This window comes from Butyrivibrio hungatei, assembly GCF_001858005.1.
Classification (GTDB): domain Bacteria; phylum Bacillota; class Clostridia; order Lachnospirales; family Lachnospiraceae; genus Butyrivibrio; species Butyrivibrio hungatei.
Map to the genome: position 1 here is coordinate 467,275 of NZ_CP017831.1, position 26,915 is coordinate 494,189.

The 26,915-nt window shown below is 33.3% G+C and carries 24 protein-coding genes; all 24 read left to right on the forward strand.

Annotated features, from left to right (window positions below; translation table 11 throughout):
* Positions 1–42 precede the first annotated feature (42 nt).
* The 24 genes from bhn_RS02635 to bhn_RS02745 all read left to right on the forward strand — a co-directional run bounded on the left by bhn_RS02635 (position 43) and on the right by bhn_RS02745 (position 26,881).
* A complete protein-coding gene (locus bhn_RS02635) occupies positions 43–1,296 on the forward strand; it encodes an AbiH family protein (RefSeq protein ID WP_071175236.1) in 1,254 nt (417 codons plus the stop codon).
* Positions 1,297–1,476: 180 nt separating this feature from the next.
* Positions 1,477–2,220 (forward strand): glycosyltransferase family 2 protein, encoded by a 744-nt coding sequence (locus bhn_RS02640; protein WP_071175237.1) that lies wholly within the window; start codon positions 1,477–1,479, stop codon positions 2,218–2,220.
* Between the two features lie 38 nt (positions 2,221–2,258).
* The gene (locus bhn_RS02645; protein ID WP_071175238.1) at positions 2,259–2,897 is read left to right on the forward strand and encodes a hypothetical protein; all 639 of its coding nucleotides are present in this window, start codon (positions 2,259–2,261) and stop codon (positions 2,895–2,897) included.
* A 19-nt stretch (positions 2,898–2,916) separates the two neighbouring features.
* Complete coding sequence (locus bhn_RS02650; RefSeq protein ID WP_071175239.1) at positions 2,917–4,125, forward strand: AbiH family protein; 1,209 nt, start codon at positions 2,917–2,919, stop codon at positions 4,123–4,125.
* Between the two features lie 14 nt (positions 4,126–4,139).
* The gene (locus tag bhn_RS02655) at positions 4,140–4,679 is read left to right on the forward strand and encodes a GNAT family N-acetyltransferase (protein WP_071175240.1); all 540 of its coding nucleotides are present in this window, start codon (positions 4,140–4,142) and stop codon (positions 4,677–4,679) included.
* A gap of 36 nt (positions 4,680–4,715) precedes the next feature.
* Positions 4,716–4,874 carry a glycosyltransferase gene (locus tag bhn_RS15540; protein ID WP_148661896.1) on the forward strand — a complete coding sequence of 53 codons (159 nt, stop codon included), beginning with the start codon at positions 4,716–4,718 and terminating at the stop codon, positions 4,872–4,874.
* Between the two features lie 322 nt (positions 4,875–5,196).
* Complete coding sequence (locus tag bhn_RS02660; RefSeq protein WP_071175241.1) at positions 5,197–5,628, forward strand: hypothetical protein; 432 nt, start codon at positions 5,197–5,199, stop codon at positions 5,626–5,628.
* A gap of 2 nt (positions 5,629–5,630) precedes the next feature.
* Positions 5,631–6,797, forward strand: a complete 1,167-nt coding sequence (locus tag bhn_RS02665; RefSeq protein ID WP_071175242.1) for an outer membrane protein assembly factor BamD — start codon at positions 5,631–5,633, stop codon at positions 6,795–6,797.
* Between the two features lie 238 nt (positions 6,798–7,035).
* The gene (locus tag bhn_RS02670) at positions 7,036–8,178 is read left to right on the forward strand and encodes an acyltransferase family protein (RefSeq protein WP_083385651.1); all 1,143 of its coding nucleotides are present in this window, start codon (positions 7,036–7,038) and stop codon (positions 8,176–8,178) included.
* A 9-nt stretch (positions 8,179–8,187) separates the two neighbouring features.
* Positions 8,188–9,885 carry a glycosyltransferase family protein gene (locus tag bhn_RS02675; protein ID WP_071175244.1) on the forward strand — a complete coding sequence of 566 codons (1,698 nt, stop codon included), beginning with the start codon at positions 8,188–8,190 and terminating at the stop codon, positions 9,883–9,885.
* Positions 9,885–11,762, forward strand: coding sequence for a hypothetical protein (locus bhn_RS02680; protein WP_071175245.1), 1,878 nt, complete (start codon positions 9,885–9,887; stop codon positions 11,760–11,762). The genes bhn_RS02675 and bhn_RS02680 overlap by 1 nt, the downstream gene beginning before the upstream one ends.
* Positions 11,763–11,769: 7 nt before the next feature.
* Entirely contained in the window at positions 11,770–12,801 is a 1,032-nt protein-coding gene (locus bhn_RS02685) for an acyltransferase family protein (RefSeq protein ID WP_071175246.1), read from the forward strand.
* A gap of 51 nt (positions 12,802–12,852) precedes the next feature.
* A complete protein-coding gene (locus bhn_RS02690) occupies positions 12,853–13,974 on the forward strand; it encodes a glycosyltransferase (protein ID WP_071175247.1) in 1,122 nt (373 codons plus the stop codon).
* 30 nt (positions 13,975–14,004) lie between these two features.
* The gene (locus bhn_RS02695) at positions 14,005–15,147 is read left to right on the forward strand and encodes a glycosyltransferase (protein WP_071175248.1); all 1,143 of its coding nucleotides are present in this window, start codon (positions 14,005–14,007) and stop codon (positions 15,145–15,147) included.
* A gap of 5 nt (positions 15,148–15,152) precedes the next feature.
* On the forward strand, positions 15,153–16,379 hold the full coding sequence (locus bhn_RS02700) for a glycosyltransferase (RefSeq protein ID WP_071175249.1): 1,227 nt from the start codon (positions 15,153–15,155) through the stop codon (positions 16,377–16,379).
* A 19-nt stretch (positions 16,380–16,398) separates the two neighbouring features.
* Complete coding sequence (locus bhn_RS02705) at positions 16,399–17,319, forward strand: LicD family protein (RefSeq protein ID WP_071175250.1); 921 nt, start codon at positions 16,399–16,401, stop codon at positions 17,317–17,319.
* Positions 17,316–19,163: an NTP transferase domain-containing protein gene (locus bhn_RS02710; protein WP_236845954.1), complete on the forward strand. Its 1,848-nt coding sequence runs from the start codon at positions 17,316–17,318 to the stop codon at positions 19,161–19,163. The genes bhn_RS02705 and bhn_RS02710 overlap by 4 nt, the downstream gene beginning before the upstream one ends.
* Positions 19,156–19,878: an NTP transferase domain-containing protein gene (locus bhn_RS02715; protein WP_071175251.1), complete on the forward strand. Its 723-nt coding sequence runs from the start codon at positions 19,156–19,158 to the stop codon at positions 19,876–19,878. Before bhn_RS02710 ends, bhn_RS02715 begins: the two co-directional genes overlap by 8 nt.
* A gap of 1 nt (position 19,879) precedes the next feature.
* Positions 19,880–21,391, forward strand: coding sequence for a BCCT family transporter (locus bhn_RS02720; protein WP_071175252.1), 1,512 nt, complete (start codon positions 19,880–19,882; stop codon positions 21,389–21,391).
* A gap of 302 nt (positions 21,392–21,693) precedes the next feature.
* The gene (locus bhn_RS02725) at positions 21,694–21,921 is read left to right on the forward strand and encodes a hypothetical protein (protein WP_071175253.1); all 228 of its coding nucleotides are present in this window, start codon (positions 21,694–21,696) and stop codon (positions 21,919–21,921) included.
* A 184-nt stretch (positions 21,922–22,105) separates the two neighbouring features.
* Entirely contained in the window at positions 22,106–23,203 is a 1,098-nt protein-coding gene (locus bhn_RS02730) for a glycosyltransferase family 2 protein (RefSeq protein ID WP_071175254.1), read from the forward strand.
* Between the two features lie 235 nt (positions 23,204–23,438).
* The gene (locus tag bhn_RS02735; protein WP_083385653.1) at positions 23,439–24,821 is read left to right on the forward strand and encodes an MBOAT family O-acyltransferase; all 1,383 of its coding nucleotides are present in this window, start codon (positions 23,439–23,441) and stop codon (positions 24,819–24,821) included.
* Between the two features lie 9 nt (positions 24,822–24,830).
* Entirely contained in the window at positions 24,831–25,970 is a 1,140-nt protein-coding gene (locus tag bhn_RS02740; RefSeq protein WP_071175256.1) for a hypothetical protein, read from the forward strand.
* A gap of 59 nt (positions 25,971–26,029) precedes the next feature.
* Complete coding sequence (locus bhn_RS02745) at positions 26,030–26,881, forward strand: ABC transporter permease (RefSeq protein WP_071175257.1); 852 nt, start codon at positions 26,030–26,032, stop codon at positions 26,879–26,881.
* Positions 26,882–26,915: the final 34 nt, after the last annotated feature.

Sequence of the window (26,915 nt, forward strand, 5' to 3'; positions counted from 1 at the left end):
TTAAATTTGAGGAGAGTATTAAAACAATAAAGGGGGATATGCATGAGTATAAAAGAATCTTATAAGGAGATAATTTTGATATTGGGAAATGGATTTGACCTAGCGCATAATTTACCAACTAGTTATGTTCATTTTCTTCGTTTTGTAATAGCATTAAAAGACTATTTAGATAGTGGATATACAGATGTTAGTCGATTTAGGGAATTAGAAGTCGATGAACGTATTGTAAAGCTTGTTATTGCTGACTTTATAGATGCAAAGGGAAATAAGAATAATTCTCAAGAAATTGTCGAATTGAGGGGGAAAATAAAAAGAGTTACTCATTACAACTACTGGCTAAGCCATTTTTTTAATTGTAAGACGTTAAAAGAGGGGTGGATAGACTTTGAGGATGAGATATCTGTAGTTATAAAAAAGATAGATTCGGTTGTAAGGAATTATGAGTATAACCAAGTGATTAACAACAAAACATTTCTAGATAGGAATTTATCAGATTTAGTAAACTATATATCTGGTAGAGGGAAAACGCTTTCAACAAAGACTATTGTTGGGCTTTTAAAAGAAGATTTGGATGGAGTGAGGTTTATGCTTGGGCTATATCTGTCAAGATATGTTATGAAATTACCAGTGAATACCTGCATAAATGAAATCTGTAAATTAGCTCCTGTGAAGATACTAAATTTTAATTATACAAACACATTCGAGAAAACCTATGGTCAGGATTTGGAAGATGTAGAATATAGTTATATTCATGGAGAAGCCAAGACGTACATGACAGAAGATAATAATATGGTACTTGGTATAGATGAATATCTAGACGATGAAAACAAGAACCATAACATAATGTTTGTCGATTTTAAAAAATATTATCAGAGAATTGCTTATATGTGTTCCAGAAAACATGATATTTGGGCAAGAGAAATAATTGTCGAGGATGAAGCTCAAAAGCAAGCGAAAGATATTACACTAAAAGATGGGATTCAATTGGAATGTATAGATAGGTACAAGATATTGGATTATACCATATTGACAGATATCTATAAAAGAAGACAAATGGATATGGAAAGTCAAGGGATTCGTTATGAAATAGTTGTTTTTGGTCATTCGTTGGGCGAGAGTGATAGGGATGTTTTTAGAAATCTAATGCTCCATGATAATGTCCACACATTGATTTATTATCATAACAAGAAAGCATATGTTGATATAATCAAAAATTTAATAAAAGTAATAGGGCAAGATGAACTCATTGAAAGAACTGGAACAGGGAATATTGAATTTAAGTGTATAGTGAACTAAATCATTTTATTGCGATATAGTATTTGCCATAAGCATGGAAAGATACCCGACGATGTAGTAATAAAAGGATCTAGAAAGTTTGCCCCACCATCCGCAAAATAGTATAATTGAAGCGGCGCATTTGCGCCGCTTTATTCATTTATACCAAAACCAAATTAGATATAACAAAAGGATATAAATATGAACCCAACACCAAAAATCTCAATAATTACCCCAACCTACAACAGTGCCAAGACCGTCCGTGACACATTAAACTCTGTCCTGGCCCAGAACTATACAAACCTCGAGCACATCATCGTCGACGGCAAGTCTACTGATGACACCCTCGCCATCGTAAATGAATACAAAGAAAAAGCTCCATACGAAGTCAGAATCGTATCAGAGAAAGATAACGGCATCTACGACGCCATGAACAAGGGCATAGTCCTGGCCACTGGCGAACTCGTCGGAATAATTAACTCTGATGACTGGTACGAGCCAGATGCCATCGAAAAGACCCTCAAGACATATCAGCACCAGAAGTATGAAATCGTCTATGGCATGATCAGAATCTATCAGGACGAAAAGATAAGTGAAATCCAGTTCTACAGCCACGAGTTCATGCTGCAGCACATGATCTGCCATCCTTCATGCTTCGTAACCAAAGCAACCTACGAAGACTTAGGAACTTTCGACCTCAAGTATCGCTCATCCTCAGATTATGATTGGATGTTAAAAAGATATTCCGAAGGCAAGACCACGTTCTCAACCAATTATGAGATGATTGCCAACATGAGAGCTGGCGGCATGTCAGGATCAAACCTTGGCTACAGAGAAACACTGAAACTTCAACTGGAATATCATCAGATTCCAAAATCATATTTCTGGTTCTATACAATAAAGAGTCATGTGGGAGATGTGGTTAGGAAGCTACGTGGAGTGTGATATTGATTTGGCAAAAGAGCTTTTGGAAGGAGCTGGAAATGACTGTAGATAATCAATATTATTCGTACTATAGAGAAATAGAGGATACATTTTTAGATACAGAAAAATATGTTGCTATTGATTCAATTAATTTTGCTACTTTTTCTACAAGATATAATTGGCTACTTCAATCGATATGTAGTGAGGTGGATTCTATATTTAAGATTATCGCAAGAAATGCATGTAAAAAGAAATATGAAGGAATTTCAGACTACTACATTTTTGCAAAAGAGTATTTGCCAGTGCTGTTTGAAAATACGGTGGAAATACCTTTTAGAAATATCGAGCTTAAACCTTTTGCTTCATGGGAAGGTGATTCTAGCCCAAAATGGTGGAAGATATATAATGGTATAAAGCACGATAGAGAAAAGAAAAATGAAAAAGGCGTTCCAGTTTATAAGAGAGCAAATTTAGAAATGGTTTTAAATGCATTGGCGGGGCTATATCTTTTAGAAAATTATCTTATCGTGTTTAGTGAAAATGACAATAATCTTGGCTCAAGAAAAATGATTGATGCTAAAGGAAAACTATTTGTGTGTAAAGAGTGGAATCATTACTATCAGGGATTTATGGGACAAAAGCTTTTTCCCTACAGCGATTTCAAATCTTGGCTGATTAGTGAAGGAGTAAAATGTTAATATATAAGAGGAAAACGCAATGAATGTTCTGATTATTGGAAATGGCTTTGATTTGGCGCATGGTCTTCCGACTGGGTATAATGATTTTCTTGATTTTAGTAAAATAGTTAAGCAAATATATACATATGACAAACAGAAAATTGCCGAGTTTTGTAGTGAGCATTTAGAGAAGATTGCCTTTCCTAAATATGTGAAAGATGAGATATATAAAACATTTCAAACTAGAGATGTTGAGCATAATGCATATTTGGAAGAATATGCTGAACGCTTAGATGATAATATATGGTACGAATATTTTTTGAAAATAATCGAAGGTAAGCTCATAAAAGGGGTAAATTGGATCGATTTTGAAAGTGAAATAAGAGATATAATTAAGTACTTTGATGAAACTGAAGTAGATATTAGCGAAAACTATGAGATTATTACTAATCGTCTTGACATGACACTGCGAAATGGTGAATTTACGAAGTATGAAAGTAAGCTATCTATATTTGACGAGTTACTGCTACAAAAGAAAATGATTCACTTTTCTATTAAAGATGTAAGGAAGCGATTATATCAAGATTTGCGTAGACTTACCAGAGCGCTAGAAATATACATTTCTCATTTTGTCTCAAAGATAGAATGTAAAGTGAATCCAAAGATTAAACAGATGAATGTGGATCATGTTGTTAGTTTTAATTATTCTAACACGTTCTCTAGAATATATGATGATAGAGTTCCAGTGACTTATATTCATGGAGAAGCTTTTGATAAAGCTTATTTGCCATCAGATAAAGATTATGATTTGGGACTGAAAAAATGTAATCTTGTACTAGGTATAGACGAATATTGGGAAAATGATAATGATATTTATACCAAGAATAAATACACTATTTTTAAGAAATTTGCTCAAAGAATAGTTTTTGGGACTGGTGAAGAAAATAATCTTTGGTATTCACAAATGCAAGATAACTATGAAAGAGAAAAGAATTTAGTAATGAATAGTAGCAGGATTTTTAGAGCATATTCTTCGATAAGTGTTTTTGGACATTCTTTAGATGTGACAGATAAAGATATATTAGGCAAGTATATTGGGGCAGAATTTACTAATGTGACTGTATATTGCAAAGATACGGAAGCAGAAGGAGAACTAATCTCAAATATAATTTCACTTATAGGAGAGCAAAAATTGATAGAAAAGGTGTATAATGTTTTGCCTTCATTAAAGTTTGTGGTACTACAGTAAAGGAGTAAATTATTGTGATAACTCTACGTCCTCTTACCCTTTCCGACGCTCCCCTCATGCTTGAGTGGATGCACGATCAAGAGCTGGTAAAAGACCTTCACAAAGACTTCAGTTCTATGACAATCGAGAATTGTGAGAACTTCATAAAAAAAGCACAGAATGACAAAAACAACCTTCACTTAGCCATAGCGCTCCGTGAAGCCAACACCTCCGAAGGCACCTACCTCGGCACCGCCAGCCTCAAAGACATCGACACCATCCTCGCAATAGCAGAGTTCGGCATCGTCATCCGTCGTTGCGCAACAGGTAAAGGCTACTCCATCGAAGCTATGAAACAGATTCTAAACAAAGGCTTCAAAGACCTTCACCTTCGCCAGATATACTGGTGCGTCGATTTCGAGAACAAACGCGCTCTCAGATTCTATGACAAGAATGGCTACAACCGCGTAAACCTCAAAGATTATCCCACCCTCTACACCCACATCGTAGAGTCTGGCGATTACGAGCAAGACAAGATAGATAGCTATGTCTGGTACATAGCAGAGGAACAGTAATATGTTCTCGTAAAGGCCTATGCCTAGTTCCTAGAAGTGGCAAAAGACCTTTCAGATACAGGCTACAAAGACACTTATCTCACAATCATGGGTGACGGTCCAGAACCTACTGATATAAAAGTGTCAGCCAATTCATTAGGTATATTTGACAAGATTACTCTTAGAGGTTCAAATATTTGGTCTGATTTTGCGTAAAGCTAGCAAAATTGATAGCATTGTTTTTCCTGGTCAATAAGAGATGTTTGAAATTGTTTACGTTGATGCACTTGCAGCATGTATATATGTAATAACAACGAGATGCGGCTGACTGTAAGAATATGTGAATGAAGAGAATAGAATGCAGGTGAATGATATAATGTGTACAATGAGACATAAGATTTTAAATCGTTATGGATTTGATTTAGAAAAGACTTTGTATGATTGTATCGTGTATTATACAGATATGATTATGTAAGAACTAAAGACATGATAATAATTATATAATATTCAGTAGAGTTTATTATGGTGGGGGCTAAAGGTGGAGGCTACAAATAGAAAGAATTCTATAGGCGACAAAATAAATAATATTTTACTTTATTGGGTGATAATTTCGAATGTTATGATAGATGCCCCTATTATTGTGACTATGGCTATGCATAAGTATTTTTTATGTGACTTTGATATTAATAATTTTACTTCTGATTTGGTGATGCTGGCTTTTTCAGTTGTTACTGGAGTTTGGGCTCAAGTCCTAAAAGTAAAAGGGAAAGTATATCCGATACTATGGACATTACTGCTCTTATGGTGTTTGCTGTGTTGGGTGTTTATTATTGTTGTGTATTGTACTTTTTATGGAGTATCTTCAGTGCCATTAAGTATTATCGGGATGGTGAATATAAGACGTGTGTCGATGATTGCAATATTGTGCAATTTTGTTATTGGACTTGTTTTGTCCTGGTGTGAGGATTGACTATGAAAAAAACAATTATGAAGAGCCGTTTTGCTTTTTATATTATTTCGGTATTTGTGGTATCTGCCATTCTTTTTTGCGTGTCGATTTTTATGATTGAAAAAAAATATGAAAAAGCGGTTGAACTATATCAAAATAAAAAATATGATGAAGCGATAATGTATTTCGATGAGTTGGGATATTATAAAGATGCCGAAGAATATAGAAATAAAATTAGTCAATTAAAATGTGAAAATATAGAAGATTACGATGATCAAAAAAAGAATGAGGATTTAGAGAAAAATGATAACTTTGAGTCTGATGATTCTGTACTATATTTGGCCTCTAGCACGTTATCTTATGGGATGATAAATAACGCAATATCTAGTGATGATAGTGAAAATAACAAAACATTTGCTTATTCAAAAAAAGACATAGTCGCAGTAGATAATTCTGGAGAGAAATATACTTTTGAAAATTTGATTGATAAACGGGTGGTTCTTTATTATTCAGAAAATGGATATGACGTGTATTTTTTTGGTCAATTTTCTGATGAAGGAAAATGGCAAGGGGACTGTTTGATAAACTGTTACTTGAATGGAGATTTGGTTAATTCAACTAAGGCATACTATGATAATGGCGTAAGATTAAAATATGAGCAGGTGTTTATAGAAAATGGTTGTTGCGTTTATTCGTGTAGAGAAATAGTTGATGGTTATAACACTGGTGATACATGGAAATATGAGAATGCTGGGTATATTCAATCAAGAATAGACGTGTCTAATTTACGAGAAGAAGATTTGGTTACCCCTGAAGAAATAAAGAATGGAATAAGTAGTTGCTTATTGGCAAGGTACCATGGGAACACAAAAGATGGGTATTATGAGGATTCTTCAGGTAATTCGTACATCATTATATATTATGATGATGGAAAGATAAAAACGCTTTATGAAGGGGGATTTCATAAGGGACAGTTTAATGATGGCACAGGAAATGCTTGGTATATCACATGTAGTAGACAAAATAATGCAAACTACATGTACTTTAAGGGAATATTTACTATGGGGGATACTGGCAATGCAACTAGTACACCGAAAACTAATCTGACATATAAAGATATTTCATCTATTGTTGCAGGAAAACCATATGAAACGGCATTAAATTGGGATACAGATTATATTTTTAAATAAATTTTTGCATATAGCGTGATAAGCGATATGTTAGAGATATAATAAAAGTTTGTTTTAAAATGATAAAAATAGTAAAAATATTACTAATTTTAGGTGGGGATTAAATAAGCAATTTAATAAATATAATTTTTGAAATCAAGAAAAATCAGATTTCCTTTGCGGGATATTTGTTGTGATGGTTTGATTAGAAATTGATAATCAAACCATTCTTATGCATGAAATGATTTGAGAAAAAAATATGGAAAAACAATACTTCAACACACTACAAATTCTCAGGGCAATAGCCTTTTTAACTATATTTCTATCACATTGCTTGATAGTAGATGGAGCCTTTTCTAGATGGGGAGTGGCTATATTTTTTGTGCTCAGTGGTTTTCTTAACGCAGTTCATGGATACGATAAAGAATTGGATTGTTCTTTGAAAGTGAGCTTTAATTATGGTATCAGGAAAATTAAGAAGCTGTTTCCACTGCATGTTGTCATGGTTTTCGTGGCATTTGGATTATATGTAATGAGCAACATTTCAGAGTTAATAGCAAAGCTCCCAACAAGTGCTATTGTTGCGGTGTTAAAACTCCTATCTAACATATTCCTCATTTCAGATTTGTTTCCAAGCGAAGGTATTACAAATGCTATATTTAGTGAATATAACATTGTTACCTGGTATTTATCTGCAATGCTGGTTTTCTATATTTTGACACCATTGCTATTAAAAGGAATCAAGGCATTATTCTCAGATAAAAGATCAACTAATATTACAATTAGAATGATATTATTCATGCTGATTATCTATGCATTAGTGATAATTGAAAATCTTCTGTTTGTGAAAACTCTTGGATCAGAGAGGGCATTCTGGTATGTGTATGAAAACCCATTATCTCGTATTGGAGATTATGCAATAGGTTTGATTTTAGGATGCCTGTATGCATATAAGATGAATTCTGACAATAGTAGAGACATGGCGGAAGATATAAGGCGTAAAGAGAAAAAGGCATATGCTTTAACTACAGTATCAGCTTTTATATCTGTACTTCTTTTGTACATTGGGATTGTAGTCTTTACTGATGCTCAGAAGTGGATGATTTCATCAGGTTTCTATTTCACAATTCCTGCAGCAGGACTTGTAATTGGTTTAGCGTTTCTTGAATCATTTATCAAAGAAAAAGCATGGGATAATGTTGCGATTAAGAAACTGATTCAGTTTGGAACTCTTTCTGCCTATACATATCTGATTCATGTACCAGTAATCAATTTAGTTCACGCAATCTACAAAAGATTGGCTGTAGTTAATGTCTACATTTGGGGCGCTATATCTATGCTTATAACTGTTGCTGTTGCAGTGGTAGTATATGAAAAAGGCAAGTCCAAGAGGGTGAAATAATACTATATAATGACCAATAAATCTGTTATTGATGATAAAACTAAATATGTTTCAATTGCCTTTTTGTTTCTCCTTTGTTTGGATTATTGGATCTGTGAGCCAATAGGCGTCGATATGCCATTTCACATGCTTAGAATTGGTGAATTAGGGAAAGAAATTGCTAGAGATATCACGTTTCCAGTATATATGTTTAAAGACGTGTACTATGGCTATGGCTATCCTATTCCGATTTTTTATTGTGCTACATTCCTTTATCCATTTGCATTATTAGTCAGTTTGGGCTTAAGTGAAATTATTGCGTACAAGATAATGGTTGTAACATTACTGTGGACGACGTTCTTATGCGCTTATTTCTGCTCACGGGCATGGTATAAGGACAAGGACTTTAGCTTTGTAGTTGCATTTCTATATGCGGCACAACCTTATTTTTTGATGGATTTATTTGTTAAGGCTTCCATTGGAGAAGCCTTTGCTTTTCTTTTTATTCCACTAATTATTTTGGGATACTGCTTCATAATGAAAAGTGATCAAAATATAAAAGGAATTATTATTCTTGCATGTGGAATGGCTGGATTAGTATGTTCACATGTAATTTCTACTGTTTTGGTCACTATTGCTTTGACGGTTTGGTTTATAGTGGATTTTATTAAAAGTGATCAAAAAGTAAAAGTGTTGGTATCTATAGTACTATCAGCAATCTTATGTGTATGTATTAGTGCTGGTTACATATTGCCAATGATAGAACAGCTGTTGAATGATAGATACTATGCACAGACCTCTGCTAAACTGTCATCGATTCCGCAAAATGTATTGGGGATATTCATCCCTATGCATGCAGCAAAGGCGTTGTCGATGGTAACTGGTATTGATGTTCCTATGTCTGAGGTTGGGGGAGCGATAATCCCAGTTGCATTAGTGCTCATATACATGTTTGCAAAAGGAAAGATTAAAGAACTGAAAAGAACTGACAAAATATTGATTGCAATATATTGTGGGATTGTAGTTTCAATGACAATAAGGTTTGTCTGGATTCCACTAGAATCAATCTTTGGTTTCATGCAATTCACCTGGAGAATATATCTAATTGCAGCAGTTATTGGGACGGCTTTATTTATATTATTAACTCAGAGAGAATACAATTGTAAGTTCACAAGAGTTCAGGTGCTGATTACTATTTTTTCTGGAATATATGTACTTGCAGTATGTTTTGGATACTTTGGTGCCAAAAGGCTTTCTTATGCTACAGGAAAACAGAGTAATATAGAATACAGTTCTGAAACAGGGGATATATTATATATTTCTCAGAAGATTGATCCATATAGTATAAAAGATATTGAAAGAGCCGTAACTTCTGATGATGATAATGTAGAATTCACATATGAAGTTAACGAAGCGTCAGAAGTAGTTTCTATAAATATTGAACAGAATAATTTAGAGAAGGAAGTTCATTTTGAAGTACCTTTCCTGTTTTATAAAGGGTATGAGGCATATTTTAAAGATAGTAACGAGAAACTAGAGGTAAGCCAAGGCAGTAATGCATTGGTAGAAATAACGGTTCCTGCGGGTAATACCGGTGAAATAGAGGTGAAATACACAGGAACTAAGTTACAGAAAATGTCATTATATTTCAGCATGGTTACTATGTTGATAGTTGTTATTGCATATTATTTATTTTGTGTGAGGGATGAAAAGAGGAGAAAAATGTAATGGGAGTGATTGCTGCAGCATTAGTTGGCGGAGCTATAGCTTGTAAATTCAATAAAAAGATTGAGGAAACCTTGGCATTGGCAATGATCGTTTTGACAAGCATAATATATGCTATAGGTTTAAACTTTTCTTTGCTTATCGGTGTTTATGTAGATATTGCGTTGGTTGTGGTATCAATAGTCTATTTGTTAGTAGCCTTAGTAAAGGATAAAACGAAAGCAAGGCAAGTATTTATTACTTGGGGAGCTCTGGCTTTTATCTTATATTTCTTTGTGATAGCGCTGTATTCATACAATAGAGGCTATGATCATCCAGATGATTTCTATTGCTGGGGACTAATGATAAAAGGCTTTTATGAGTTTAAGGATATGTTCAGTGACCTGTCTAGTGCAATTACAGCAGGACAACCACCATTCATGTGTCTGTGGGATTATTTTAATGCTGAATTATCTGGAGGCTATTCTGAATTTATATGTTTTGTTTCACATAACATGTTTGTCATGAGCCTTGTGTTGCCTTTCTTTGCACATATTAGTGAGAAGCTAAATGCAAAACGATTTGTGGTAATGATAGCTATTTTGCCATGCTTATTTGTGCTTTCCGGACTAGAAGGCTTTAGAACTATTCTTATGGATGGAGCGCTTGCTGCATTTGTTATTTTTATTATTTTGAATGTTATCAAATATACTCAGACTTCTGAAAAATATTATTATATTGCGTCTCTATTTGCAGTAGCTGCAATATGTCTTGTTAAGAGAATGGGCGTAGTGTTTGCTGGATTAAGCATATTGATTGCAACGATAACTCTTTTTGAAAAGAAGAGAAAGTCATATATTGAGATAATAGGATACGTTATAGCGGCCACAATATCGACGTTGTCATGGGTGCGATTCAACTATTATATTGTTATACCATTAGTATGTACTGTAATAGCAGTATTTATCATTGCAATGATTGAAATGGCTACGAAGATGTCACCTAAGATGCGAGATATCTATATAGCATCAATTGCATTTGGCGGTGCTATAGTCATGTACATAGGAACAATGTTCAAGTTCCGTGGGAATGGCTATGCTTTTATCGTACTAGCACGATTTATGGAAAGCTTTTGTTCAATTTCTATTGAAGATGGATATATTAAGCTTTCATATGGTTTATATTTGCTTATTGGTATAATCATGGTACCTATACTTCATAGAAAAGCAAAAGGTAGCAGTCTTAAGTACGTTGGTATAAGCGTGGTATTTAGCATGATCATATATGCACTTATTATGCTTGTTATTCACATTAGCACAATTGGACCAGGTAATTTTTACAAGGAAAGTCTAATAGAGAGATATATGATTCCATGGGAAATTGTTGTGGGATTCATAGTGATATATTCACTAATGAAGTATTATGACAAACTCAACCTCACAACCATGGTTATAGCACTGATAGTGGTACTTTTAATTTCTGATTCCGGAACAATGCTTTGGGGATTTTACTTCAAAAGGCATACAGAAGACTACTCTGCTGTTACTAATAGTAATGTGACATTAAATTCTGATGACATGATATATTACATAGATGAAGAGTATGCCTATGGATATGCTAACAGAGAATTTTATTACTGTGCATTTCCAGCAAAAACTAATTTCATTTATAATGTGATTGGAGGAGAAGACTTGGGCAGAATTGAGATGACGTGTGAAGAATTCTCAGATAAGCTGTATGAAACATATGACTATGTATATATTCAATCCTATAGTGAAGATTTCATAGATAGATATGGACAACTGTTTAATAATTCAGAGGAAATCAAAGAAAAATGTCTATATACTGTCGAAAAGAATAGCGGAGACGCAAGGTTGTGTAGATTGGATTTAGTCAATTAAATGGTGTATGAATGAGAAGATGAAAAGCAAAAAGAACGAAGGAATTCAGTCATTAAGAGGAATTGCATGTATAATTGTTGTTCTCTCGCATTATATTGGAGCATTCCCCTTAACAGAGAATCATATTATCAGTATTTGGAGTAAGACACCTATTAGAGTTCTTTGGAATGGCTCGGTGGCGGTAGATATTTTTTTTGTATTGAGTGGATTTTTTTATATTAATAGTAATATAAATAATTATTGGAAAGAAGTTAAAAAAAGATTCATTCGTTTGTATCCTGCATACTTTGGGGCTATCTGTTTTGGAATCATTGGCAGAGTAACAAATTGGAGAGGGAATATACTTAAGGGAACAGAATGGGTTAACTCGCAGTGGCAGAATCGCATGTCTATAGCTGAAATTATAAAAGGTTTTATTTTTTTTCCAACATTTGATGCGACAACTATAAATGGTGCGCTATGGACAATGAAGATAGAATTGATGTTTATTTTTTTGCTACCAATTATTGCGATGTTATGTAGCAAAATGAATGGATTAATATTTGCTTTTATTTCTATACTGATTGCTAGTTTTTTTTGCAACGCAACTTATTTCAATTTTTTGATGTATTTGCCAATGTATGCGATAGGGATGGTTGTTAGGAAAAATATGGATATAATGGCAAGCAATGTAAATAAAAAAGAAAACGGAAGACTCTATACTTTTGGAATATTACTTGCATATGTGTGGATAGCTTTAGCATCGTTTTTTATTCAAAATAGTTATATTATGCATCTTTGTGTCGCGATTGGTACAGCGGTGATGATTCCATGCATTATGGGATTAGATATTAATAAGAATCTATTTTCGATAATAGGTGATTATTCCTATTATATTTATTTAATTCATTTTGTAATAATGCTATGGTTTAGGTTTATTTGGGATGAGTATAGCTATTATTTATACTTGCTAACATGCTTAGCTACAACTATGTTTATTACGATAGCTTTTTTTAAGATAGATTCTTATCTTCACTTGTTCATATTCAAAAAGGAATAGCGTTCGATATGCAGCAGTTAAGACTAAGTTACGAAAATGGGATAATTAAAAATGAAAAATGATTATATTTTAGAGGTTTCGTGGGGGTGTCCATCAAAAAAATGGCCTACTAATGGACTATTTCAGTTTGATCAGACTAAAGCACTACGTGAAATTGGGGAAAATGTTGTATTTTTGGCCCTGGATGTAAGGTCCATCAAGAAATGGCGAAAGTGGGGGATTAGTACATTTATAAAAGATGGCATTCCTGTCTTTGAGTATAATTTTCCATATGGACCGTTATCTCCTAAATTCAAATTTAAGATTCAGGATTATTGTTTTCAAAAAGCTATAGCAAGTGTCGAAAAAAGTTATGGAAAGCCGAAATGTATACATGTGCATACTTGTCAGCAGGCTATGTCCGTTGTGGATTATTGTAAACAGAATAGTATTTCTTATTTTATCACTGAGCATGTGTGGCCTATAGATTTAGGAAGAAAGTTAAATGGCAGAATGAAAGCAACATATAATTCTGCTACGAAAGTCATTGCGGTAAGCAATGCTCTATCGCATGTGTTGAAAGATTATTGTGGTGTTGAGTGTGCTGTGGTTCATAATATTGTCGATTTAGATAACTTCAAATACTTGCCACAAGCTATTCAGCAGGAGGACGAGGAATATAGGTTTATTTCGGCAGCTCAAATTGAGCACCGTAAAGGCATGGATATTTTGATACAAGGATTTGCAGAATTCTTAAGCACAGGAATAAAGAGCCATTTGACTATTATGGGAGATGGCTCACAATTGGCAAATTTAAAGCAATTGGCTAAAGAGTTGAAAATTCAAGAATATGTGACTTTTACCGGCAAGTATGAAAGAAAGCAATTTGCAGAAGAACTTCATAAAAGTGATTGCTTTGTTTTAGTAAGCAGAGATGAAACTTTCGGAATTGTATATGTTGAAGCAATGGCTTGTGGTGTACCAGCAATTGCCTCTATGTGCGGAGGTCCATCGGATATAATAGATGATTCTAATGGACTACTTGTGCCTATGGAAGATTCGCATGCTTTATCTAAAGCTATGAAAAAAATAGTGGATATAAAATATGATAAAGAAAAGATTGCAAAAGATTGTCGAGAAAAATATAACTCTGAAAAAATCGCTCAAGATATAAAAGAAATAATATGTAATTAGTAAAAAGCTTTTCTTATGTAAGGTGAAAAAATGAATTTGGTTCGTAGAATAATTAATAAAGCAGTCATGATTAGTCGGGGAAATGAGGAACAGTTCAAGATAGTGAATGATAAATCGTACCCCTGGATTTTTATTTCATATATTTCAGATCCGTTTTTTCATAAAAATGATGAAAAATACATTAGACAGCATCAAAATATGCAAGAAGTATTGGTAATGGCGGATGTGTTTGGCAAATTGGGATTTAACGTGTGGGTTATGCATTATTGTTCACGAAAAAAAATACCAAGCATACCTTTCAGCATGATATTTGGAGAAGGAAATAATTTTGTTAGAGCATGTAGGAAAAATGAAAACGCGATTAAAGTGTTCTACGGTACTAGTGCATATTATAAATATAGGAACGAGAAAATTAGGGAGATGACAGATTCTTTCAATAGGGATTTTAGTTCGGATTTAGATTATATGCGACTTGTAGAGGACAATAATGCGGCAGAAATGGCAGATTATATATTACAGATAGGTAATCAGTTCACGATTCAAACTTATCCAGAAGACCTGAGGAGCAAAATAACACTCATTGAACAATCTACTCAGCAGTACCAATATGAGTTTAGAGAAAGCGCGAAAAATAAATCTGACTTTGTTATGATTGCAAGTTATGGAAATATATTAAAGGGGATTGGACCAGTAATTCAGTATTTTCATAAACACAAAGATCTTAATTTACATTGGTTAGGGACCGTTGATGACGGTGTTTTGGAAGCGATTTCTCCATTTCTATCAGATAATATAAAGATATATGGTTATAATGAAATGGGAAGTGTAACAGTAAAAAGTGTATTTGATAAATGTGACTTTTTAATTTGCGCTTCAGGTGTAGAGGGAGGACCCTCAGGTGCAGTATTGAATGCTATGAAAAACGGTATTATTCCAATAGTGACTCCGTGTACTGCTCCAGAAGGGATAGAAGAATATGGTTATCTAATGCAAAGTTCAAGTTGTGAAGAGGTAGAAAAAGCAGTAAATTGGGCGTTAGGATTAGACAAATATACAATTGAAGACAAAAAAAGAAAATCCGCTGACTTTATTAGTGAAAATTATAATTTAGCTCATTATAGTAAAGCTTTTTACGAATATATTCGCGGAATTATAAATAGTAATGGTAGGTGAGTGTAATGAAGGTAGCTCAATTTAGTACTACTGTCAACTTTTCTTCAGTTAATTGTAGGCTTCAGAGAGGCTTGGCGAGTGCTGGAATTGAATCAAATACGTATGTTAATTATGTGAATCAAAATATTGACAATGTTATTATTGTAAAACGGTCCAAGTTATATAGCTTGTACTATTACATATTAAATAAGTTTGAGAAGCACGTGCTCAAGAAATATAACAAGAATATGCTGCTGCCTTTTTCTTTTGGAAATATTGGAATGAATATTGCTAAGAAGAAGTTTCTTCACGATGCAGATATCATTCACTTGCATTGGATAAATGCCTTTATTTCGATAAAAGGTGTAGCACAGTTAGCTAAGTTAAATAAACCAATAGTTTGGACTATACATGATAGTTGGGCATTTACTGGAGGGTGCCATGTTCGATATGGCTGCGAAGGGTATGCCCTAGAGCAATGCTCTCGGTGTCATGAATTATCTAATGGAGATACTAAGTTAACAAAGGATATATTAGCTAAAAAAATGAAATATTGGGATGGAAACAACATTACAGTTGTGGCACCTAGTAAGTGGATGTATGAGTGTTTGAAAAAAAGTAAGTTATTTTCAAATATAAAATATATTCCTAATTTTGTGGATACACATGTTTATTGCGAAAAAGAGTATTTGTCTAGTGACAGATATAAGATTCTTTTTGGGGCAGTAGATGCTACTTCAGTACCGTATAAAGGCTACAAATATTTGCTTGATGCTTTGGAATATATATATTGTAATTTTCCACAGTATAGGGATAATCTAGAAGTTCAAGTTTTTGGAAGTAAGACCTTAGAAAAAAATGAGGTGTTAGATAAGTTTAAAAAATATAATTTTGGAGTGCTAACTTCCGATGAAAAATTAGCAAATGCATACCAGGGCGCTGATCTTTATGTCTTACCATCATTGGATGACAACCTACCGTCAACGGTTTTAGAAAGTATGTCTTGTGGTACTCCAACTGTTGCATTTGAAGTTGGTGGCATTCCGGATATGATTGATCATAAGGAAAATGGTTATTTGGCAAAATATAAAGATAGTGAAGATTTAGCAAAAGGAATAATTTGGGTTATTGAGAATAATAAAGATTTTAAACTTTCAAAAAGTGCTAGAAAGAAAATAGAAAGTACCTTTTGTGAAGAAGTAATTATTCCTAAGTATATTGATTTGTATTCAACATTGTTGGAAAATAAGTGATTGTTGGAGGAATAGAGCAGTGAATAACGGCCTTAAAGATATTATAATTAGACTATCTCGAAAGATGATAAGGTCTTTTGAATATGAGCAGGAATTTGATACACTGTTCTACTTTTTAAATAATTACTTTGATATACGAGAGGCAAAGCCAGCGCAAGGACCATTAAGAGATTTACAGAAGTGCGATACTTTACTTCTTGCTATTTTTCATGAAGCTTGTAAAAAGCTAAATCTTGATTATTGGATAGATGCAGGGACGTTATTGGGGCTTCATAGACATGGTGGTTTTATTCCATGGGATGATGATCTGGATGCATGTATGTTACGTGATGAGTATGAAAAGGCGTTGGTTGAATTGCCTAAATTGCTGGATAAATATGGAATAGAAGTAAGAGAATTCACCCAATATCCGATGTCGGGATTTGGAATTGGATATAAACATGAACAGACAGGAATATGGCTTGATATATATCCTGTTGATGCAGTGCAAAACGTTGATGAAAGTAAGGCAATTCCTAAATTAGAAAGTAATTTATGGAAATATAAAAAATGGTATTTAAAAAATAGACATCGAAAAACTCATGCTCAGCTAATAGAAAAGAAGCAACAAATAATAAATTATGGTCTAGAAAAAGGAAATGATGAGTTATTATTTTTGACAGTAGAATATGATTACTACAAGATAATAAGGAATAATAGGAATAATATTTTTCCTCTTGAAGTTGCTAATTTTGAAGGGTATGAAGTTAATGTTCCCAAGAAGATTCCTGAATATTTGAGCTCTATATATGGCGATAATTACATGATGTTTCCTAGAAATGGCGTAGCACATCATGGCGGAGATAGTGGAAAACTTTATGAATGGGCCAAGAATAGTCATACAGATATGCATCAAGTGTATGACGAGTTAAATCAGGCTTATCAAGATATAAAGGGATGAAAAGAGAAAGATTGCAGTTGACAACTGCAATTTTTTTTGAAAAAATGTTCATGAAAATGAAAGGAGCAATTCTCGTGAACATATGTGAGTTGGATATTTTAAAAGCTTTATACTTATCAAAGAACGCTAATCAGCGAGTGCTTGCAATGGAAACAGGCTATTCTTTAGGCCGAGTTAACAAAGCGATAATGAACCTAAAGAAAGAGAATGTGATAGATGATGAATTGAAAGTGAATCCTTCAGGAATTGCTAAGATAAAGCGCGGAAAAACAAGAAGAGCGATTATATTAGCAGCAGGGTATGGCATGAGAATGGCGCCTATTGGAAATGATATACCGAAGGCATTGCTAGAGGTGAATGGTGAGCCTCTGATTGAAAGACAGATCAATCAACTTCACGAAGCGGGAATCACTGATATAACTGTTGTTGTTGGATATATGAAAGAAAGATTCGAGTATCTTATAGATGATTATGGAGTTAATCTTATAGTTAATTTAGAATACTCTACTCAAAATAATTTACATTCACTTTCCTTGGTTAGCGAAGATTTAGATAATACATATATTCTTCCGTCGGACTTATATTTCATAAACAATCCGTTTTCAAAGCTTGAATTATATTCATGGTATATGATCTCAAATGAAAAGAATGGTAATAGTAATGTTTATGTTAATAGAAAGCTTGAATTAGTAAAAACCACTGATGATTTGGCAAACAGTATGGTTGGACTCGCTTTTATTTCAGAAGAAGATAGTTCTAGATTAAAACAAAATCTGAAGACCCTAGATGAAGAAAAAAAGTATAAGAATTCATTTTGGGAAGAGGCACTGATTGGCGACGATAAGGATAAAATGTTTATCAGTGCCAAAATTATTGACTCCTCAAAATATGTTGAAATAAATACATATGAACAACTAAGAGAGTTGGATAATAAATCAAAGAATCTTGATTCTGAAGTGATTGATTTGATTTCTAATGTTTTGAAATGTGATAGAGAAGAGATACGAAATATAGCAGTTCTAAAAAAAGGAATGACTAATCGTTCTTTTCAATTTGAAGTAAGAAATAATAAGTATATCATGCGCGTTCCAGGGGAGGGAACGGATCAACTTATAAACCGTAAAGAGGAATATGATGTATATAAAGCCATAGAAGGCAAAGGAATATGCGATGCTCCAGTGTATCTTAACCCAAGCAATGGTTATAAGATAACTAAATATTTGGATAATGTCCGTAGTGCTAACTCTGAAGATGTGGATGATTTGAAAAAATGCATGAAAAAGCTTAAGGAATTTCATGATTTGAATCTACAAGTTGATCATGACTTTGATTTGTTTGGACAGATTCTATTTTACGAGAAATTGAGAAATGGCAGGCCTTCTATATACAGAGATTATGAAAACACAAAAAAGAATGTTTTCAAACTGAAAAAGTATATTGATAAGCATGCTGCAAAAATGTGCCTGACTCATATTGATGCTGTACCAGATAACTTTTTATTCTATGAGGATGAGAATGGTAAAGAGCAGTTGCAGTTGACTGATTGGGAATATTCGGGAATGCAAGATCCTCACGTGGATATAGCAATGTTTAGTATCTATAGCCTTTATGATAGGGATCAAATTGATGCTCTGATAAATTTATATTTTGAGGATAAGTGTGCTAAAGCTAATCGAATAAAGATTTATTGCTATGTTGCTGTGGCGGGATTGCTCTGGTCAAACTGGTGTGAGTATAAACTTGCATTAGGGGTGGAGTTCGGCGAGTATGCTATGAAACAGTATAGATATGCGAAAGAATATTACAGAATAGTACAGGAAGAACTGGAGAAAATAAATGACTAATAAGGTGGAACGAGCGATTATCATGGCGGCAGGTTTGGGAAATAGGATGAAACCAGTATCTGAGCATATTCCCAAGCCGCTGATAAAAGTGAATGGCAAAAGGATGATCGAAACTGTTATTGATGGGCTTGTAGAAAATGGAATTGAAGATATAACGATTGTAGTTGGATATAAAAAAGAAATGTTTAGCCAGTTATTAAATAAATATCCTGAATTAAATCTGATTTCAAATCCATATTATGAACAGTATAATAACATTTCGTCACTGTATTGTGCTAGAGAAAAACTAGATAGGGCCTGTATGATACTTGATGGGGATCAGATTATATATAATTCTAAAATACTAACTCCTTTTTTTGAAAAATCAGGATATAGCGCTGCTTGGGTAGAGACACATACCGATGAATGGCTGATGCAAGAAGAAGGAGGAAAAGTAGTAAGCTGTTCGAGGACTGGCGGAGAAAAAGGTTGGCAACTATATAGTCTTAGCAGGTGGACCAATGAAGATGCTAGGATGTTAAAGAAATGTGTTGAAATAGAGTTTGCTTCGGATAATAAGCAGATTTATTGGGATGATATTCCGCTTTTTTTACATGCTGATGAATTTGAGCTTGGGGTTAATCCGATTAGTAAAGAAGACATCACTGAAATAGATAGCTTCGAAGAACTAAAAATGATAGATGCAAGTTATAACAAATATGGGGAGGGCAAATAACATGAAAGAAAAACAGAAAATTGACTGGGGAGTTACATTTATTCCATTTGCACTGATTATTTCTATAGCTATTTTGTTTTTTATATTTCCAGTAGAATCGAATCAAATTTTAAGCGAAATAAGATACATAGTTGGAGATGTATTTGGAGTATATTATCTCATAATTGGATTAGGTATTTTTCTTATATCTATTTTTTTATGCTTTTCTAAGATAGGCGAAATAAGATTAGGGGGACAGGATGAAAAACCACAGTACTCTTTTCCTGTTTGGGGAAGCATGATGTTTACTTGCGGTTTGGCAGCAGATATTTTGTTTTATTCATTTGCAGAATGGATCATGTATGCTGATAATCCACATGTTGCAGAACTCGGAGATATTGAAGAGTGGGCAAACGTTTACACACTCTTTCATTGGAGCTTTATTCCATGGGCTTTTTACTTGGTTTTAGCAGTGGCTTTTGGATTTATGCTACATGTTAGAAAGAGGTCTAGACAACGCTTCTCTGAAGCTTGTAGGCCTATTATTGGAAACAGAGCAGATGGTTTGTTGGGAAGATTAATCGATTTATTTGCAATTTTTGCGCTCCTTGCTGGGACCGCGACTACATTTAGTGTGGCAACACCTCTGATGTCTAGCATTATTGGTGAGTTGTTTGGATTGAGTATCAATAGAAATGTTATTACCATAGTGATTTTGGTTATAACTTGTGTGGTATATACATACGCAGTTTTGCATGGAATCAAAGGAATTGGAATATTAGCTAAAGTATGTATGACACTATTCTTTGGACTTCTTGTTTTTGTTCTACTTTTTGGAGGCCAGGGACGATATAGTATAGAAAATGGATTTGAATCATTTGGACGTATGATTCAGAATTTTATTGGCTTATCGACTTATGTGGACCCAAGAAGAAAAAATAATTTTCCTCAGGATTGGACCATATATTATTGGGCATATTGGATGGTGTGGTGCATTGCAGCTCCGTTTTTTATTGGTAGTATTTCAAGAGGAAGAACAGTTAAGCAAACGATTTTAGGCGGTTATTGCTTTGGCGTAGGATCAACAATAATAAGCTTTATTGTTTTAGGAAACTACTCATTAGGACTACAGGCAGCAGGTAAAGAGAATTTTGTTTCTATGTATGCTGAGAGTGGAGACTTATATGAGATAATATTAAAGATAGTTGATACGATGCCATGTCCTGTTTTTGTGCTAATTCTGATATTATTAACTATGATGTTATTTTATGCTACATCATTTGATTCTATTGCTTATATGGCTGCTAGCTATAGTTATAAAAACTTAGAAGAAAATGAGAGCCCTAATAAATTGTTACAGCTATTATGGTGTGTTTTGCTCATTGTTTTACCGATTGCGTTAGTGTTTTCAGAGAGTTCAATGGGCAATATTCAATCTGTTAGTATTATATCAGCATTTCCAATAGGCATTATAATGATTGTTATGATATGGGGATTTATAAAAGATGCAATTATGGAAGAAAAGAGAAGGTAATTTTTGAATATTACTTTTTCTAATCAAATTATTGTCGTGGTTCCAGTTATTTGCGTGCATTATCTTAAAATAGTATAATGACTTAATGCGTTTGGCTTGTTTAATGCGAATTATTCAGTAAAGACGTTTGTATGCATTGTACTGACTGCTGTACTGTCATATTATGACAACGATTATGATCAGAAAAATATGAAGAATTCAAAATGATAATATCGCATAAACGGACTAATTAACGAGGTATATGTAATAAAAGATGCTAGCCCTCTGACGTAGGGGAGTGGTCACCCACCTCCCACTTTGGTATGGTAGTTACCAAAGGAACAGGTGATGAATTTTGGTGCCCTAATGATCCCGATAGGTATCTGGCAATAATTTATGTAGATGATTATATGCGCTTTCCTCGTAGTGGGGTTCTTCATCATGGCAATGATTCGGAAAGACTATTTGATCGAGCTAACAATAATGGACTTGATTTAAGCATAGTAGAACAAGAGTTGGACGAGATATATACAAAAATAATGAGCGAATAATTAGTCGATGTAGCGATTAATACGTAAGGTGAGGGATAAGCGCAGAAAAAGTATTATTTATTACAAATGCAGAGACTCCGGTGATTGGTTGCAAGAGCTATTTTTTGATTATGCTAAGAATATAGATAATATGGTTAAGATTTATGAAAAAATAAGCAATGTGTAAAGGCATATAGGGACATCTATGAAAAGCAAATTATTGGATTTACCACTTATATCTATAATTATACCAGTATATAATTGCGAAGAATATCTTAAAGATTGTATAAGTAGTGTAGTTCACCAAGACTATCCTGAGTTAGAAATAATATTAGTTAATGATGGATCCACAGACAATTCTGGAAAACTATGCGATAAATTCGCAGAGGAATATGCGGATAGTAGGAGAAGTATAAAAGTAATACACAAGAAAAATGGTGGTGCATGCTTTGCAAGAAGAGACGGTGTTTTGCTCGCAAAGGCTGATTATGTTGCATTTGTAGATGGTGATGATTATATTGATTCAGATTTTTGTCTGAATCTCATGAATGATATTATTGAAAATGAGGCTGATGTAGCTACGAGTGGGTTTGTGTATACAAGTTCAGGAACGGGATACATGGACTCAGTACAAGAAGGATTATATACAGGAGAGAAGAAAGAATATCTTAATAGCATTGTGATTTACGAGCCTGAGAGTGAGATGGGCGGAATCATTATGAGTGTATGCATGAAAGTATATAAAAAAGAATTGTTTCTCGATTCTATCAAAAAGATAGATATTAGACTGGAACAATTTGAAGATTTGGCATACTGCTACGGGCCTATTATTGAGGCGCACTCAGTGTATGTCGAAAATGTGGCATATTATCATTATAGAAATAATCCAAACTCGGTTACAAGAAAAAGGAAGAATGATAGATTTCAGAAGGCACAGCAGTCGTTTTTGTTTGAAAGACAGCTATATAGTGGATATGGAAAAAAGTATTTGGACCAATTTGATTGTGTGGCAATGCGCTTCTATTATTTTTATTTGTGGGACGAATTTAAGAATAGCAAATTACCTATAAAGGAGTTATTTACAAATTGGAAAAATATAAGAAATGATTCTTTATTTATTGATATTACTGAAAATGCTATGAACAAAAAAATTAAAACGAAACAGGTTAGATTTATTAGATACTTTATAACTGGAAATGATTTATACTTTTGGTTATATTTTAATATTATTAATATGTTATACATTTTAAATGCAAAGATAAAAACACTGATCAGAAAAATAGTAAGTTTTTTCCTTTGTTGATGTTTTAGAAAAGGGGAATACTAGGATACAGAGTGGCTTAATCTAGGAAAGAAACTAAGAACGAGGCAAAAGCCTCATAAAAACTAAGGAAAGGAATAAGGGTGGGGCGGCAACTATCCTAAAAGATTCCGAAGATTAATATGAAAGTTTCATTATAATATGGTGGCAGATTGTGCAATTCAATAGTTATGAATTTATAATATATTTTTTACCTATCTGTTTGGTGGTGTATTATTTGGCTAATAAAGTTAGTGAGACGGTTGGAAAAATGATACTTATAACTTCAAGTATCATTTTTTACTCGCTTGGTCGAATCAATATGCTTATTTATTTAGGAGTAAGTGTATTAACTAATTACATATTTGCATATGTAATTCAAAAGACGGGAGTAAAGAACAAGTGGGTAAAAGCATTACCCATATTAATTAATATATCTCTATTGCTTTATTTCAAGTATTTAAATTTTGCTATAGAAAATATGAATTTGCTTTTTGGCTTTGAATGGAAACTTCGTGAAATAATTCTTCCATTAGGCATATCATTTTTTACATTTCAGCAAATTGCTTATTTGGTCGCTATTGAACGAGAAGAAATAGGCAGTAATATTATCGATTATCTTACGTATATACTGTATTTTCCGAAGTTGATAATGGGACCAATAGTCGATCCAGCTGATTTTTATTTGCAAATTAATGATAGTACAAAGAAAAAAGCAAATGTAACAAACATTGTTATAGGAATAAAGCTTTTAAGCTATGGATTAGTAAAGAAGGTGCTTTTAGCTGATACTTTTTCAAGAGCTGTGGCATGGGTACATGACAACTTAAATGAAGCAACAGCAATGGATTGCATGTTATTGGCGCTATTTTACACATTTGAAATATATTTTGATTTTAGCGGATATAGTGATATGGCTATTGGCATATCAACCATGTTTAATATAGACTTACCAATGAATTTTGATTCCCCTTATAAAGCTATTTCAATAAGAGATTTTTGGAAAAAGTGGCACATCTCCCTTACCAAGTTTTTGACCAAATACATTTACATTCCACTTGGAGGATCTAGAAAAGGAGTAGTATTTACCTATGTAAATGTTATGATTGTTTTTTTGATTAGTGGATTATGGCATGGTGCAAACTGGACATTTATTTTGTGGGGATTACTTCACGGGTTATTTAGCTGCTGTGATAGATTATTTGATAAACTGGAAGAAAAAGTTTTTATGCCTGTTCGGTGGTTATGTTCTTTTGGAGTTATTAGTGTTTTATGGCTTCTATTTGGATCATCAACTGTTGGTGAATGGAAAAGTGTATTATATAAAATTTTGCATATGAAAGATACAAGTGTTAGCGAAGGATTGATAGCGGCATTCTATTTGCCTGAAAACCAATTTATTTATGATGTCTTACATTTAGATTATCTTCCAACTGACATTCGTGGGTTTAATATGCTAGTATTCATTTTAATTGCCTGCTTGATTTGTTTCGTGCCTGAGAACAATTATAGGAATAGAGAAAAACTTAATATTTTCTCTATGCTTTTGGCATCATTAGCCTTTGTCTGGGGCATTTTGTGCTTGGGAACAGAAACGACATTTGTATATTATTGGTTTTAAGGGGAAATTATGAAAGCAAAGAAGTGGCTTGTCGGTTGGTTAGTTATAGTGATAGCTGTATTAAGCTATACTGGCTACTGGGTTTACAAAGTAGATCCCTTTTTTCATTATCATAAACCGTTAATAAATACATATTACTATGTCTTAGATGGTTATAATGAAAGAAACGTAAATGATGGTATTAGTAAGCAATTTGACTATGATGTTATCGTAACCGGTACTTCAATGACTGAAAATTTTAGAACAACTGAGGTCGATGAATTATTTAAGTGTAAATCTATAAAGGTTCCTTTTGAAGGAGGAACTTATAAAGAAATCAATGACAATATAGAAAGAGCGCTACGCCACAATAAAAATATCAAACTTGTTATCAGAGGACTGGATGTGCTTGAAGGATATATTTCAGCCAGTCCAGACAGTATGAGGACGGATTTGGGAGAATTCCCATCATACTTATATGATGACAATCCATTTAATGATGTACATTATTTATTAAATAAGAATGTGGTATTCAGCAGAGTATATCAGATGAAAATTGATAGAGATAAAGCTGGTTTTAAAGCGGGGATTACATCTTTTGATGAATACGCGAGGTGGCATGAAGATTTTCATTATGGAAGAAAAACTGTAGCACCTAATGGGATTGAGGTAATTGTATGTGACGAGAACATACAATTATCTGCTGAAGAAAAAAGCACGATTAAGGAAAATGTTGAAAAAAACTTAATCAGCGTAGCGGAAAAGAATCCAAATGTGGATTTTTATTATTTCTATGCGCCATATAGTATAATGTTTTGGAACGAATTGAATAACACTGGGAAATTGCATAAAAATCTTCAAATACAAGAATATGTTGCAGAGTTACTGCTACCATATGAGAATATACATTTGTTTTCTTTTTTTGGTTGTACAGGTGTGATTACGGATCTGAATAATTACAAAGACTATTATCATTATGCTGGATGGGTTAATTCATCGATATTAAAATGGATGCATGATGGAGATTACCAATTGACAAATGATAATTACAAGGATGTTTTTAGGGAATTAAATGATTATTATTCATCGTATGATTATAAGAGCATAGATGACCAAGAAGATTATGTTGATGATGAATATGCAGAGAAAATACTTGATGAGAGTTATTGAGTATTTGATAGATAAGCTGTTAGGAAAATTAAATATGTGTTTTTAGGAGTTTGCTAGTGATGAAACAAAGGAAAGCAGAATGGGATGTAGTTATTACACCTAAAAGAAAATGGTATTCATTAAACTTAAACGAAGTATTTCGGTATAAGGATTTAATTATTCTTTTTGTGAAAAGAAGTTTTAATTCTCAATATAAACAAACTGTTTTGGGACCGATGTGGTTTGTGATCAATCCACTGTTAACAACTTTTATTTCAACCCTTATTTTTGGTAATATAGCAGGAATACAATCTGATGGAATTCCTTATTTTTTATTTTATTTAGTAGGATATACATTATGGAATTACTTTTCAACTTGTGTGTCCACGACATCTACAACGTTTACAGCTAATTCAGGAATAATGGGGAAAGTGTATTTCCCTCGTTTAACTATGCCAATATCTTCAGTGCTTTTTGCAGCTATTAACATGTTAGTGATTTTTGCTATGTCAATAATTACAATGATTATTTATATGTTTAAAGGCTGTTCGATTCATTTGACATTATATATTTTGTTAATTCCAATTCTTATGTTTCAGACGGCTATTTTAGGGTTAGGAGTAGGAATTATTATTTCATCAATGACTACAAAATATAGGGATCTGGCAATATTGGTATCGTTTGGATTGAATTTGTGGATGTATTTAACACCTGTTGTTTACCCCATATCTGATTTGTCACCAAAATTCCGAACGCTAATCCTTCTTAATCCCATGTCAGCAATAGTGCAGAATTACAAATTTGCATTATTAGGTATAGGTGATATGGAAATAAAGTATTGGATAGTGAGTCAATTAACAACAATAGTATTATTTATGATTGGAGTACTGACTTTTAACAGGGTAGAAAGAACATTCATGGATACTGTTTAATGTGTAGTAAGATTATATAATCTGGAGTGATGGA